General features: G+C 33.0%; 14 protein-coding genes and 1 tRNA gene. 5 read left to right on the top strand and 10 right to left on the bottom strand.

Annotation, left to right across the window (positions count from 1 at the left end):
- The first annotated feature begins 105 nt into the window (after positions 1-105).
- The gene (gene folB, locus V7719_RS10705; protein ID WP_335729898.1) at positions 106-474 is read left to right on the top strand and encodes a dihydroneopterin aldolase; all 369 of its coding nucleotides are present in this window, start codon (positions 106-108) and stop codon (positions 472-474) included.
- Between the two features lie 79 nt (positions 475-553).
- Positions 554-624 (top strand) — tRNA-Cys (locus V7719_RS10700).
- 233 nt (positions 625-857) lie between these two features.
- Here V7719_RS10700 and V7719_RS10695 read toward each other — a convergent pair.
- From V7719_RS10695 to V7719_RS10665, 7 genes are all read right to left on the bottom strand, one after another.
- On the bottom strand, positions 858-1,208 hold the full coding sequence (locus tag V7719_RS10695; RefSeq protein WP_335729897.1) for a ribose-5-phosphate isomerase: 351 nt from the start codon (positions 1,206-1,208) through the stop codon (positions 858-860).
- A gap of 14 nt (positions 1,209-1,222) precedes the next feature.
- Positions 1,223-1,897 carry a LysE family translocator gene (locus tag V7719_RS10690; RefSeq protein WP_335729896.1) on the bottom strand — a complete coding sequence of 225 codons (675 nt, stop codon included), beginning with the start codon at positions 1,895-1,897 and terminating at the stop codon, positions 1,223-1,225.
- A gap of 66 nt (positions 1,898-1,963) precedes the next feature.
- The gene (locus V7719_RS10685) at positions 1,964-2,638 is read right to left on the bottom strand and encodes a head GIN domain-containing protein (protein WP_335729895.1); all 675 of its coding nucleotides are present in this window, start codon (positions 2,636-2,638) and stop codon (positions 1,964-1,966) included.
- 91 nt (positions 2,639-2,729) lie between these two features.
- Positions 2,730-3,026: a YbjQ family protein gene (locus tag V7719_RS10680; RefSeq protein WP_335729894.1), complete on the bottom strand. Its 297-nt coding sequence runs from the start codon at positions 3,024-3,026 to the stop codon at positions 2,730-2,732.
- Positions 3,027-3,239: 213 nt separating this feature from the next.
- Positions 3,240-5,435 (bottom strand): ribonuclease R, encoded by a 2,196-nt coding sequence (gene rnr, locus V7719_RS10675; protein ID WP_335729893.1) that lies wholly within the window; start codon positions 5,433-5,435, stop codon positions 3,240-3,242.
- A 194-nt stretch (positions 5,436-5,629) separates the two neighbouring features.
- Complete coding sequence (locus V7719_RS10670) at positions 5,630-7,090, bottom strand: T9SS type A sorting domain-containing protein (protein ID WP_335729892.1); 1,461 nt, start codon at positions 7,088-7,090, stop codon at positions 5,630-5,632.
- Between the two features lie 246 nt (positions 7,091-7,336).
- Positions 7,337-8,818, bottom strand: a complete 1,482-nt coding sequence (locus tag V7719_RS10665) for a T9SS type A sorting domain-containing protein (RefSeq protein ID WP_335729891.1) — start codon at positions 8,816-8,818, stop codon at positions 7,337-7,339.
- A gap of 618 nt (positions 8,819-9,436) precedes the next feature.
- On the opposite strand from V7719_RS10665, the gene rpiB reads away from it, so the two are divergent.
- The 3 genes from rpiB to V7719_RS10650 are packed head-to-tail and all read left to right on the top strand — an operon-like array spanning position 9,437 to position 11,249.
- Positions 9,437-9,871, top strand: coding sequence for a ribose 5-phosphate isomerase B (gene rpiB, locus V7719_RS10660; protein WP_335729890.1), 435 nt, complete (start codon positions 9,437-9,439; stop codon positions 9,869-9,871).
- Positions 9,872-10,783, top strand: coding sequence for a cation diffusion facilitator family transporter (locus V7719_RS10655; protein WP_335729889.1), 912 nt, complete (start codon positions 9,872-9,874; stop codon positions 10,781-10,783).
- A 13-nt stretch (positions 10,784-10,796) separates the two neighbouring features.
- Positions 10,797-11,249: a GNAT family N-acetyltransferase gene (locus V7719_RS10650; RefSeq protein WP_335729888.1), complete on the top strand. Its 453-nt coding sequence runs from the start codon at positions 10,797-10,799 to the stop codon at positions 11,247-11,249.
- A 13-nt stretch (positions 11,250-11,262) separates the two neighbouring features.
- Here V7719_RS10650 and V7719_RS10645 read toward each other — a convergent pair whose 3' ends face one another.
- From V7719_RS10645 to rnpA, 3 genes are all read right to left on the bottom strand, one after another.
- A complete protein-coding gene (locus V7719_RS10645) occupies positions 11,263-12,099 on the bottom strand; it encodes an OmpA family protein (RefSeq protein WP_335729887.1) in 837 nt (278 codons plus the stop codon).
- Positions 12,100-12,164: 65 nt separating this feature from the next.
- Positions 12,165-13,802, bottom strand: coding sequence for a S41 family peptidase (locus V7719_RS10640; RefSeq protein ID WP_335729886.1), 1,638 nt, complete (start codon positions 13,800-13,802; stop codon positions 12,165-12,167).
- Between the two features lie 8 nt (positions 13,803-13,810).
- Entirely contained in the window at positions 13,811-14,191 is a 381-nt protein-coding gene (gene rnpA, locus V7719_RS10635) for a ribonuclease P protein component (RefSeq protein ID WP_335729885.1), read from the bottom strand.
- Positions 14,192-14,199 lie beyond the last annotated feature (8 nt).

Below are 14,199 nucleotides of genomic sequence, written 5' to 3'. Positions count from 1 at the left end.
AAAATAATAAGCAAAGTTATTAAATATTATATCAAATAAACATCTAAAATTAATTCGAAGTATAATTGATATTTGCGTCTTATCTTTGTTTTAAAATAGAAGGCTTTGGGAATAATTATAGTTGAAAATTTACGCGTTTTTGCACATCATGGTTGTTTAAAAGAGGAAACCAAAATTGGTAGTGATTACCGTGTAGATTTAGAGGTGAAAGCTAATTTAAAAGCTTCATCAAAAACCGACAATCTTAGTGATACCGTTGATTATGTGTTATTAAATAAGATTATTAAGGAAGAGATGGATAAACCATCAAAGCTACTAGAAACCGTTGCAAAACGCATTTTAAATCGAATATTTACTGAAGACACTTTAGTAAAAAAAGCGACCGTTAGCATTAGTAAACTGAATCCGCCTATTGGTGGTGATGTTGAAAGGGTGACAATAAAAATGACCAAAAGACGAAAAAAGCAATTGTAAATAGTGATAAATGCATATTTTTTATACATTTGCTGACTCGCTAGAAATAATGAGACACCTTTTTTGAAAAGGTAACATTGGCGTCGTGGCCGAGTGGCTAGGCAGAGGTCTGCAAAACCTTGTACAGCGGTTCGAATCCGCTCGACGCCTCAAGAACCTTCAACTTATGTTGAGGGTTTTTTTTGTGTCAATTTCGATCCACTTTCTCTTAACAGCAAAATAGTCTAAAATAAATAATAGGTTTAACAGTAAAATGCCAAGTAAAAACATGATGTTACCACATAGCCAGTGCTCTATTTTAAAAAAACACAAAATAAGGTGAGGTCGATTGTGAAAATTAGTAATCCGTGATAAAAAACTTTTAAAACACGGTTATTTTAAAATTAATTAAACCAAACTGCATAGCGTTGTCTTCTGAGCTCTAATGCTAATGTTTCTTCCATTTTTAATGCTTCTGCTCTAGTTTGTAAAGGTGGAATATGATTGTATAGGCTTGGACGCAAATACGAACCATATTTTTCTACAATGTTTGAAGATAACTTATAGCCCTTTTTATTACGGTAACCCGTTTTATGTTGAATGAATCGTTCTTTAGGTGTTTTACTGGTCATACCAACATAAAGACATTCTAATACACCATTAAACTGTGGATTAGCTTCTCTAAATTTTCGATTTAAAGTAAATACTCTTTTAGATAATTCAACGACGTATATGCGATATTCTGTTTTAGGCATCTGATTGGAATGGTTTATAAACGATGCTCAATTTCTTCTTGAAGACGTTCTTTTCCTTTTGGAAAAAAGCCTTGTACTAATAATAAAACACCAAAACCGAAAATAACTAAGGCTACAATCTTTTTCGTTTTAAAAATAAGTCTTGGTGTGAGGCGGTTTCGTAATCGTTTTGCAATGGCAATTTTCACTAAGTCTGTTAAAAAATAAACCGTTAACATCGTCGCTATAAAAACTTCAACACCATATTCAGATTCTGTGATAGAGCTACCTATAACGATAAAACCTAACCAACCCAATAGCACTCCTATATTAATAAAATTCAGTAGGAAGCCTTTTATAAAGAGTTTACCATAAGCATTCTTCTGAATCTCTACCTTATGATATTCTTTTACAATAGATCGAAATGATTTGGATGTTTTAATGAATGAAATAAAGCCATAAACAGCAAGAAGCACACCTCCAAAAATTAAGAAGTTAGGATCATCCTTAATTTTACCGATTAAATTATTGGTACTATAAAATGCTAGTAAAATAAAAACGGCATCAGCAAAAACAACACCCAAATCAAATATTATGGCGCTCTTAAATCCCTTGGTAGCACTAGTCTCTAGTAGTACAAAAAATACTGGACCAATAGTGAAGGCCAAGATAATACCGAAGGGAATAGCTGCTAAAATATCATCAAACATATAAGTACAACGCTTTCCTACAAAGCTAACAAAAAAGACGCGTACTTAACTCGTTTAGATAACAGATTAGTTCATGCGCTTGATTCTTCCACCAAAAGTGGTTTTTTCTTTGACGCTTTTAGGGTTTCCATATATATTAATATTACCTCCCGCGGTCACTCTAGCATCAACCGTTTTAGAAGCGAAAATATCAGCTTCTCCAGCAGCTTTTATGTTGACAGATGTGTTTATAGTTTCGAAAATTTTTCCGTTATAAATACCTCCTGTATTTAAAGTAATGTCTTGAGAAATGGCTTTACCTTCGGTCTCAATAACACCACCAGAAACTGCTCTAATATTCACCTGGTCTACATCTAAACCAATTTTTAAATGTGCTCCTTCTTGAGCTTTCAATTCAATTTGGCTTTGCTCAATAAGTTCGTTAGATGTGATATAAGCACCTTCATTACCGTCAATGATATCTAGTTTTGTGTAGTATACAGATACAAATGTATGATCGCCATTAAAACTCTTATCAGTTTTCATTCTAATTTTCAGCTTTCCATCTTTATTAACCACGACTACGTCTTCTATATCGTCTCCTGTAATTTCTACTTTAGGTGAATCTCCTTTAATTAAATTAACGGCAATTAAATCATAAACTTTAACTTCATTAAAGTCACCAACTCTTTTTTCTAGAGGATTTTGAGCGGTTAATACTGAAGTCACAACGAGTAATGTAATAGCAAAAAAAGTTTTCATTTTGTATCGGTTTTATAGTATTTACGTTTTGTTTCTCTGTTAAAGATGAAATGAAACGTTAATTATTACAGTTTATTTTTATTCTGAAATTTTAAGCCACAGAAACCGCAGTTCCAGTGACAGAAACCATAGCGTAATTACTAGCCATTAATTCAATTTCAACTTTGATGCCCACAATTGCATTAGCACCTACCTTCTTAGCGTTTTCAGTAAGTGTTTTAAATGCTGTTTCTTTTGTTGCATCAATACCCTCTTGTACGGTTTTATAATATTTAGACATGCTAAAACTCATTGCTAATTTTTTTTCATTTATAGCAACACCTGTAACAATGCCTTTATAATCTGTAATTTTAAATCCTTCAATAGAATTTGTAGTGGTTAGAATCATAACGGTTAATTTTTATAATTGGTGTGTATTTATTCTGAAATGTTACAAACATAAATTTATGAGATACTGAATGTGTTTCAGTATCTCATTTCTTTTTTTTGTTATAAATCATTAGAAAATTAACGATCTGCGTTAAGGATGGCAGTGGCATCCTTTTGGTTTTTTACCAAAAGATATAACGGACAGCCTGACCTTTAGGTAACGCCTAAATAATTAATCTTCTAGGTGTTTTCCTATTAAAGTGAAATCGAGATGTTTCTTTACTAAATCGGTGTTTTTAACCTTTACAACAACCTCATCACCAAGTTGATACATGATTTTAGAGTTTTTACCAATTAAAGCATAATGATCTTCATCAAACACGTAGTGATCGTCTTTCATATCGCGAACACTTACCATACCTTCACATTTATTAGAGATAATTTCGATGTAAATTCCCCAATCGGTTACACCAGAAATCACACCGACAAAGTTTTCATTTTTATGATCTTCCATAAAACGAATTTGCATGTATTTAATAGAATCTCTTTCGGCTTTGGTCGCTAGATTTTCCATATTACTAGAATGGTTACATTTATCTTCATAAGCGTCTTGGCTTACTGATTTCTCACCATCCAAATAATGTTGTAATAAGCGGTGTGCCATCACATCTGGATAACGACGAATAGGCGAGGTGAAGTGACTGTAGTAATCAAACGCTAGTCCGTAATGACCAATATTATGGGTAGAATATTCGGCCTTACTCATTGTGCGAATCGTTAAGGTATCGACCAAATTTTGTTCCTTTTTACCGTTAACGTCTTTTAATAAATTATTTAATGATGAAGACACGCTTTTTCGGTCTTTAAAATCAAGTTTATATCCAAAACGACCAACGACATTTTGAAGTGCTGCTAGTTTCTCATCTTTGGGTTCGTCATGTACACGATATACAAACGTTCTCTTTTGTTTTCCTATAAATTCACCTACTTTTCTATTCGCCAATAACATAAACTCTTCAATGAGTTTATTAGCATCTTTACTTGTTTTAAAGAAGACACCTACTGGATTTGCTTCTTCGTCTAAATTGAATTTCACTTCCACTTTGTCAAATGAAATCGCTCCAGCACTCATACGTTTACGACGCATGATTTTAGCGAGATCGTCCATTTTTAAAACGGCATCTGCAACCCCTTGATCAGCTTTATAAGGTTTTCCAGTTAATGAGACTTCTTTAGGAATATTATTTGTTTTGGTTTCAATAATTGCTTGCGCTTCTTCGTATGCAAAACGTGCATCAGAATAGGTCACAGTTCTACCAAACCATTGGTCTTTAATTTCAGCTTTATCATTCATTTTAAACACGGCTGAAAAGGTATACTTTTCTTCATGTGGTCGTAATGAACAGGCGCCATTTGATAATATTTCAGGAAGCATCGGCACGACTCTGTCTACTAAGTACACTGAGGTTGCGCGCTCGTAAGCTTCGTCATCCAAAATAGTTCCTTCTTGTAAATAATGAGATACATCTGCGATATGAATTCCGATTTCATATAAGCCATCATTTAAAACTTTAAATGATAAGGCATCATCAAAATCTTTAGCATCTTTTGGATCTATCGTAAAGGTTAAATCTTGTCGCATATCACGACGTTTAGCGATTTCTTCTTTCGTGATTGATGTATCAATTTTATTAGCGAAGTCCTCAACTTCATGTGGAAATTCCAATGGTAAACCGTATTCGGCTAGTATCGCGTGAATTTCGGTATTATGTTCTCCTGGTTTACCGAGAACTTTAAGGACGCTTCCGTTTGGGGAATCGGCTTTTTCTGGCCAATCTTCAAGAGATACTAATACTTTATCACCGTCTTCAGCTTTATTGATTTTATTGATAGGCACAAAAATATCTTTGTACATTTTTGTACCATCTACTACTACAAAAGCAAAATTCTTTTTTTGGTGAATTTGAATGACGCCAACATACTCGCTTTTAGCACGTTTAATGATATTTGTAACTTCACCTTCTAGCTTACCACGGTTTCTACGTTTGTATGCATAAAACTCGACCTCATCACCATGAAGGGCTTTGTTCATGTTATTTGAAGCGATATATACATCATCTTCAAAATCGTCGCAAATGATGTATCCAGAACCTCTGGATGCCATATCTATACGACCCATGTGGTATTCGGTATTTATGATGGCTTTAAATTTGCCACGTTCTATTTCTTCAATCTCTTGTTTTGCCTTAAGTTCGGCAAGTTTTTTTATAATTTGATTTCTACTACTTGCGTCGTTAACACCAAGTTTAGCAGCTATTTGTTTATAATTAAAAGTTTGGTTTCTATCTTTTTTTAAAATACTTAGAATTGTATTTGTAAGGTTGGAAATCTTGTTATTTGAAGGTTTCCTGTGTTTTCGTTTTGTCATTTATTTTGTAATCATATTCTATTCCTAAAAGTGTAGGAATCTATTAAATTTTAACTCAATATAAGGAGAAGTGAAGATATTAAGTTTCTGCAAATCTACGGTTTAATTATTTAATGATGTTTCGTAACCGTTAAATTAATAAAAAAGACCTGTAAAATTTACAGGTCTTTTTAGTTTTAAATATGTGTTATTATTTAGTCAATAATTAACTTTTTAGTTGCTTTTCCTTGATTAGTTATCACCTCAACAATGTAAGATCCAGAAGCTAATTTAGACGTATTTACAATGTGTTCTTTTGAGGTTAAAACCACTTGACCTAATAGATTATGAATAGAGATTTCTTCTAATTCAACTGAAGAATCTAGCTGAATGGTAAATTGGTTTTTTGTTGGGTTTGGATATAATTTAAATTGTGATACTACAAACTCATTTGAAGACAATAAAGCACTTAAATCATAAACTCGTGCTAATCCGGAAAAAGAACTATATCCTCGTGCACTAATAGCAACACTACTACCGTCTGATGATAAACTCACACTCCACCCTAATAAATCACCTGTTGCTTCACCATCAATATCCTCTCCTATTTGTACCCAAGTATCACTTTGGTTTTCATATATTCGTACGTGACCGGAAACAGAAGTATTTAAATTATTAGGAGCACCAATAGCAACAATACTGCCATCTGATGATAAACTTACATCTGATCCTGAAAAACTCACCGCTTCTTCACCATCAATATCCTGGCCTATTTGTACCCAGATATCACTTTGAATTTCATAAATTCGTACGTGACCAGAGCTATTTCCATTTCCATCATTTAATCTAGCTCCTATAGCAACAATACTACCGTCTGATGATAAACTTACACTAGTTCCTGATTGATCTAATGCTGTTTCACCATCAATATCCTGCCCGATTTGTGTCCATGTGTCACTTTGGTTTTCATATATTCGTACATGCCCTGAATTAGAACCATTGGCATCATTTCCACCAGCACCTATAGCTATAATACTGCCGGTTGATGATAAACTTACACCTAATCCTGATAAATCCGATTCTGCTTCACCATCAATATCCTGGCCGATTTGTACCCATGTGCCGCCTTGATTTTCATAAATTCTTACATGGCCAGAACTAGTTCCATTTCCATCATTTCCACGAGCCCCTATTGCAACCACAGTACCATCGGAAGATAAACTTACACTTCCTCCCGATTCATCTCCTACTGCTTCACCATCAATATCCTGGCCGATTTGCACCCAGGTATCACTTTGATTTTCATAAATTCGTACGTGACCAGAGTCATTTCCATTTCCATCATTTCTCTCGGCACCAATAGCAACAATACTACCGTCTGATGATAAACTTACACTCCATCCTGATTGATCATCTGCAGCTTCACCATCAATATCCTGTCCGATTTGTACCCATGTCCCGCTTTGGTTTTCATAAATTCGCACGTGACCAGACAAACCTCCATTGTCATCATTTCTATTTGCACCAATAGCCATAATACTGCCGTCTGATGACAAATTTACACTCCTTCCTAATTGATCTCCTGCCGCTTCACTATTAATATCCTGCCCAATTTGTACTTGCGAAAAACTTAATGATGATACTAATAATACTAGTAAACGTAATTTTTGATTCATAATAAGTGATTTAAAACTTATTCTAAAATATCATTTTATTATAAAAGTTTTATTAAATAAAGTGTAGTCGGTTAGTTATAGCTTATAGATAGTAATTTATTAACTATAGATAGTAGCTAATTAGTGAAACTCTGTTTTGAAAAGTTAAGAAATAATGTATTCAAAATGATAGTTCATCTATTTAAAATGAATAAAAAAGACCTGTAAAATTTACAGGTCTTTTTAGTTTTAAATATGTGTTATTATTTAGTCAATAATTAACTTTTTAGTTGCTTTTCCTTGATTAGTTATCACCTCAACAATGTAAGATCCAGAAGCTAATTTAGACGTATTTACAATGTGTTCTTTTGAGGTTAAAACCACTTGACCTAATAGATTATGAATAGAGACTTCTTCTAATTCAACTGAAGGATTAACTTGAATTGTAAATTGAGTTTTTGTTGGGTTTGGGTAGAGTTTATAATTTTCAATTATTACATCTTCTACTGATAATATTGAAGATAAATCAAAAACTTTCACTTGCCCAGAATCACTTCCATTTACATCATTAAATCTTGCACCAACTACTACAATACTTCCATCTGCAGACAAGCTTAAATCTGAACTAAAATCATCTCCTTCAGCTTCACCATCTATATCGATTCCAACTTGAGTCCAATCTGTAGAACTATATTTAAAAACTCTAACATGCCCAGTTCTAAAACCATTAACATCGTTAAATATAGACCCTACAGCAACAACAGTTCCATCTGACGATAAACTTAAGTTCTCTCCTGAACCATTAAGCGCACCTTCTCCATCAATATCATTTCCTAGTTGAATCCAATCATTAACTTGATACTCATAAATTCTAACATGTCCAGAAGACTGGCCATTTCCATCATTATCTCTTGCTCCAACAGCAATTATATTACCGTTTGAAGATATATTAACATCTCTACCAAATAAATCAAAATTACCTTCTCCTTCAATCTCATCACCAATTTGTACCCAACTACCTCCTTGATATTCAAAAACTCTTACATGTCCAGGAGTACTAAAAGCATTAAAATGAACAGGAGCTCCTATTACAATTCGTTGACCATTAGATGATAAATCAACACTTACACCAAAACCATTATTCTGATCTTCGCCATCAATATCATCACCAATTTGCAACCATTGACTAGTACTAGAATCATAGTTAAAAACTCTAACATGTCCAGAATTAACACCTCCTCCATCATTTTGAGGTGTTCCTATAGCTAGAATGCTTCCATCTGATGAAATACTTAAGTTTGAATTACTTGTTGTAGAATCTTGCTGTCCTTCTCCTTCTATTGTTTGACCAATTTGTACCCAAATATTTGCTTGAAACTCAAAAACTTTTGTGCTTCCTACATTAAATCCAGCTATACCATCAGTTGAAAAATCATATATTGCAATACGATTACCATTAGAAGATAAAGAAATACTACCACCAATTCTCGAAGATTCACCTCCATCAATATCATTTCCTAATTGGACCCAATCTCCAGATTGCTTCTGGTATACCAACACTCGTCCTGTTCTATCACTATTAATATCACTATTAAATTCTCCTACAGCAAAGGTATTTCCATCACCTGAAATAGATACGCTTTCACCAAGACGGTCATTTTCTGAAAAGCCATAAATAGTTGATCCAATTTGCACTTGACATAATCCCAAAAAAGGAAGTAAAATAAATAGTAATATACATTTTCTCATAGCTGTTATATTTTCTTACAAAGATAAAACAAATCTATTTTTAAATTTCATTTTCACACTTATCAACATATATATTCATATTATCATTTTTCTTTTAAAATTTAAAAAATAAAATGGTGGTTATTATAGTCTGTTAATAGCGTCTATAACTTTTTTGACTTTTGTTTTGATTAGTGACTTATACAATTCGATGAATAGGTAGTTAACATCATATTTATTTTTAAAGTGCTCATTTTAAACGAAACTTATAAAACTATTAACAGCTGTTGATAACCTATGTTGACAACTAAAATTTAATAAGTATTTCTAAAATTCCTGTTGGTATCTTAGTCTATGTATGCTGATAACTTCACTACAAAAAACGACTAACTTTTTAGGTGGTCTCATTTAAATTTTGGTTTGTAAAAATTACCAGATAAACCTAATAAAAGTTTTAAATACTTAAGAGAAGATATGAACAAGTAATGAATAGAAAACCTATAAGATGTTAACACTACCTATTTCCGAAGAACCACACCTTTCTATCAAACTTAAATATTATGAATAACTATATGTTTTATCCTTCGTATTATTTATAAGCAATTATTAACTTTAGGGTTTTAAACAACACCTCATATTATGACTATTTCAATAGGTAACGATCACGCAGGAACCGAGTATAAACAAGCTATTGTAGCACATTTAGAAACGAAGGGATATACTGTTAATAACTACGGAACAAATGCAAACGACAGTGTTGATTATCCAGATTATGTACACCCTGTTGCTACTGATGTTGCTGATAAAAAAGTGGATTTTGGGATTTTAATCTGCGGAAGTGCGAATGGTGTAGCGATGACCGCAAACAAACACCAAAAAATTAGAGCTGGTATTTGTTGGACCAAAGAAATTACTGAACTCACACGACAACATAATAATGCAAATATTTGTTGTATTCCAGCTCGTTTTACAGCACTACAACAAGCGATACAAATTGTGGACACATTTTTAACTACCGAATTTGAAGGTGGTCGTCATCAAAATCGCGTAGATAAAATTCCGGTATCGTGTTAAATGGGGCATTCTCATAATCATAATCATTCTCATGACGATTTAAAAGGTAGAAACCTGATTATTTCTATTATTTTAAATATAATCATAACTGTTGCTCAAGTTATTGGAGGATTGCTTTCTGGAAGTTTATCCTTATTAAGTGATGCGCTTCATAATTTTAGTGATGTCATCTCCCTTGTTGTGAGCTATATTGCTAATAAAATTTCCAAACGAAAAGCCTCTCTTCAAAAAACATTCGGTTATAAACGTGCTGAAATTTTAGCTGCTTTTATTAATGCCTCAACACTTATTATAGTCGCTATTTTATTGATTATTGAAGCTATAGAACGCTTTCAGAATACGCAAGAAATAGAAACTAACCTAGTTATTTGGTTATCAATTGTGGCTATTTTAGGAAATGGATTTAGCGTCTTATTACTCAAAAAAGATGCTGAAGCTAATATGAATATGAAAAGTGCTTATCTCCATTTAATGACCGATATGATGGCAAGTGTAGCTGTATTGATTGGTGGTTTATTAATGAAGTATTACGAGGTGTTTTGGGTAGACAGCTTGCTAACACTAATTATTGCTTTGTACTTGATTTTTATGGGTTATGATTTACTAAAAGATTCGGTTAAAGTACTGATGTTATTTACGCCAGATACCATTCAAGTGAAAGATATAGTTCAAGATATTCAGCAATTAGCTGCTATTAAGAATGTACATCATGTTCATATTTGGCAGTTAAATGAAGATGAAATTCATTTAGAAGCACATATTGATTTTAATAATGATATTAGTTTATCAGAATTTGATATCATTTTACATGAGGTTGAGGAATTAGTATTTCATAACTTCGGAATCAATCATGTGAATATTCAACCCGAATTTGGAAAGTGTGGTGATAAACAGGTTATTGTACAAGATTGATAAACTAGAAACTATGTTAGAAATAAAAGCAAAAACTTTTCAAGAGTTTAGCACACAAGAACTATATGATGTCCTTCAGCTGAGAAGTGAAGTGTTTGTCGTTGAGCAAGATTGTGTATATCAAGATATGGATGGAAAAGATCAAAAAGCCCTTCATATTATAGGTTATAAAAACAATAAAGTCGTCGCTTACACACGAGTTTTTAAACCCGGTGATTATTTTGAATATGCTAGTATTGGTAGAGTAGTGGTTGACCAAAACGAACGTCAACATAAATACGGTTATGATATTATGAATGCCTCCATTGAAGCTATAAAAGAGAACTTTAATGTGACAATAATTAAAGTTTCAGCACAGACCTATTTAAAACGTTTTTATAATAATCTAGAATTTTTTGAAGTAGGAGAGGGGTACCTAGAAGATGGGATTCCGCATATTGGAATGATTAGAAAGTATACCAAATAAAATTTATTTGGTATTAATTATTTTTACCAACATAAGTCACTAAAACCTCTACACGACGATCAAATTTTGGTTCACCACCTAAGGGAAACTTCCTGCGCATACCAACGTATTTCATTCGCCTGGTACTTACCCCTTTTTTTGCTAGATAATCATAGATGAATTTTGCTCTAGCTACAGAAAGATTACGTTTTTTTGTTTTACGATCAATTGCATCTCTACTATTTTGTGTGCAGCACACATGACCTTGAATGGTAAAATAAATATCTTTCCGTTCTAATAATGCTTTAGCAAGACTTTCGAGTGTTGGTTTTGATTCTGCTAATAATTTACTATATCCTGTTTTAAAAAGAATATTGTCTAGTGTAAATTTATCGCCTGTTTTTAAGGTTCCTTTTATAATATCTTCAACCTTAGGTTTTTCTTCCACAACTTTTTGAATTCGTGGAGGACTATATGGCTGAACAATAATCTCAACTTTTCGATTGAGTCCTCTGATTTTATGAATATCCTCTTCTTTAACTAACTTGAGAAGCACTTCTCCTTTTCCATCAACATTAGTGATGATAGATTCGTCAAATTCATTATTAGAAAAAATTGTTTTTATAGAATTAGCTCTGTTTTGTGATAAAACTAAGTTGTATGAATTACTTCCTCTATCATCTGTAAAACCATAAATAGATACTTTTTGAATATCTAGCACTTCTATTTCAGATAAAAACAGTAGCAATCTATAATGTTCAGTGGGAGGAATTTCGTATTGATCTGTCTCAAAATATACTTCATGAGTCACCGGCTTTTGAGCTAACAAAAGCTGAGAAAACAATAGTGATATGAGCAGTATCTGTTTCATTTTAATACCTAAATCAATAATTAAATATAGATATATTAATTGTTTTGGTCAAACTTATACCATTTTCAATCTAAATAACCCTGATAATTAGATGGGTTTTTTAATATTTCTACACCTTTCTGAATTTCATAATTACTAGCTACATAATAGGTGTACAAGCCTTCACGATAAAAATAACGCTTTACGATTTCGTCAGAAAGCAAAGATAGTATCTGAGTTTTGTTGTCGTCAATCGCTTTATTTTTATAGCGGTCTAATGCTGAAATTAAATCAGAATAATCTTTATTTATAGCATTGCTAATCTGTTCCTCTTCAGCAACTGAAAGCGCATTAGCAAACGCTTTTTCCGTTTGAGTCTCATAGCTAAAATTATTAGCTTGAAGGAAACTTTTAAAGTTATTAAATTCACTTTCAGGAAGGGCAAAACCTTCTAGAGCAGATGGAGCAGTACGGTTATAATAATATTCAGTTCCATATTTAAAAATCAAGTTGTCATTAATAATAGCTTTAGTAATCGGACTCAATTTAGTTGCATCCAATTCTAAATCTGGTTGAACCCCTCCTCCGTCATAAACAGTTCTCCCTTTTTTAGTTTTAAAGGCGTTATAGTTTTCTTGTTTTACACGCGTTGCTTTTCCGTTTTCGTCACGATTCCAATAATCCAAGGCCTGAATACAACGTCCCGAAGGTGTATAATATCTTGAAATCGTAATTTTCATTTGTGTTCCGTAGGTGAGTTTCTTAGGCCGCTGTACCAATCCTTTTCCAAAACTACGCGCTCCAATCACAACTGCACGATCTAGATCTTGTAATGCACCAGATACAATTTCACTTGCCGAAGCACTTGAACCATCAATTAAAACCACTAAAGGGATTTCAGTATCTATTGGATCTTTGGATGTATAATAGGTTTTATTATATTTTTTCACCTTAGACTTTGTGGTCACTACCAACTGATTTTTAGGCACAAAAATGTTCGTCACATTAACCGCTTCTCTTAGTAATCCTCCTGGGTTTCCTCGAAGATCTAAAATCAGTTTTTTTGCACCTTGATTTTTTAAAGCACGAAGCGCGCTTATCGTTTCAGATGAGGTTTTCGCGTTAAATTTCCGAAGAACAATGTATCCCACAGTTTCATTTACCATAGAATAATGGGGCACTGCGTGAATATCTACTGCTTCTCTTTTTATGGTTGTGGTTTCGGTTTTTCCTTGTCTTACATACGTTACATTTACTGATGTCCCCGCCGCACCTTGCAATAAGTTTCCAGCGTCATCTTTAAAATTAGCAACAACGACATTATCTACTTTTATAATCTCATCGCCAGCTTTTAATCCAGCTTTGTCTGCCGCATAATCTTTATAGGGCTCAACAATAACTAACTTATCTTTTAAAGTTAAAACATTAGCACCAATTCCTGTATAATCTCCAGCATTATTGATTCTAGAGGCCTCTACGTCTTGTTCGTTATAGTAGTTCGTGTATGGATCTAAATCTTTAAGCATGCTTTTAATAGCGGTATCCATCAAATCTCCAGGATTTGTTTCGTCAACATAATTCATGTTGAGTTCTTTAAAAAGCGTCGTAAAAATTTCTATCTGTTTAGCAATTTCAAAGAAGTCGTTTTTAAAAGCAGTTCCGCTAAAAAATATGGTCAATGCCAATAGCGGAATTAGTATGCGTTTTTGTAGTAGTTTTCGCATTAGGTTTTTTATTTATCGTTGGACACTTTTTTAGAGAAAGTGTCTAAAAGTTGCTTCATTTTTATTTCTATGGAATCAAAATCCGTTCCATCCTTACCAATGTACAAAATCATTAACGCATAACAAGAGGAAATGTTGTTAAAATATGTGGTTTTATGAAGTCGGTAAGCTTCTCTAAGTAGGCGTTTGATTCGGTTTCTGTCAACTGCTTTTTTAAAATGACGCTTACTAACCGAAACTCCAGTTTTAAATTGAACGTTGTCTTCAAAGTCAGTTTTTAAATACACAACACGCAAAGGGTATACGGCAATTGATTTTCCTTCGGAAAACAGCTTCTCAATCAGTTTTTGGCTTTTCAGCTTTTCTTTTTTAGGATAGGAAAACGACATCTAATGTT

Origin of the sequence: Psychroserpens sp. (assembly GCF_036960315.1) — a bacterium.
In the GTDB taxonomy this organism is placed as follows: domain Bacteria; phylum Bacteroidota; class Bacteroidia; order Flavobacteriales; family Flavobacteriaceae; genus Psychroserpens.
The sequence above is the reverse complement of the archived record's forward strand: the minus strand, read 5'-3'. Positions and strand labels throughout refer to the sequence as shown.

Coding starts and splice junctions, on each gene's coding strand:
- V7719_RS10695 (WP_335729897.1), bottom strand. CDS start 1,208: ATGCCTAAAACAGAATATCGCATATACGTCGTTGAATTATCTAAAAGA.
- V7719_RS10690 (WP_335729896.1), bottom strand. CDS start 1,897: ATGTTTGATGATATTTTAGCAGCTATTCCCTTCGGTATTATCTTGGCC.
- V7719_RS10685 (WP_335729895.1), bottom strand. CDS start 2,638: ATGAAAACTTTTTTTGCTATTACATTACTCGTTGTGACTTCAGTATTA.
- V7719_RS10680 (WP_335729894.1), bottom strand. CDS start 3,026: ATGATTCTAACCACTACAAATTCTATTGAAGGATTTAAAATTACAGAT.
- rnr (WP_335729893.1), bottom strand. CDS start 5,435: ATGACAAAACGAAAACACAGGAAACCTTCAAATAACAAGATTTCCAAC.
- V7719_RS10670 (WP_335729892.1), bottom strand. CDS start 7,090: ATGAATCAAAAATTACGTTTACTAGTATTATTAGTATCATCATTAAGT.
- V7719_RS10665 (WP_335729891.1), bottom strand. CDS start 8,818: ATGAGAAAATGTATATTACTATTTATTTTACTTCCTTTTTTGGGATTA.
- rpiB (WP_335729890.1), top strand. CDS start 9,437: ATGACTATTTCAATAGGTAACGATCACGCAGGAACCGAGTATAAACAA.
- V7719_RS10655 (WP_335729889.1), top strand. CDS start 9,872: ATGGGGCATTCTCATAATCATAATCATTCTCATGACGATTTAAAAGGT.
- V7719_RS10650 (WP_335729888.1), top strand. CDS start 10,797: ATGTTAGAAATAAAAGCAAAAACTTTTCAAGAGTTTAGCACACAAGAA.
- V7719_RS10645 (WP_335729887.1), bottom strand. CDS start 12,099: ATGAAACAGATACTGCTCATATCACTATTGTTTTCTCAGCTTTTGTTA.
- V7719_RS10640 (WP_335729886.1), bottom strand. CDS start 13,802: ATGCGAAAACTACTACAAAAACGCATACTAATTCCGCTATTGGCATTG.
- rnpA (WP_335729885.1), bottom strand. CDS start 14,191: ATGTCGTTTTCCTATCCTAAAAAAGAAAAGCTGAAAAGCCAAAAACTG.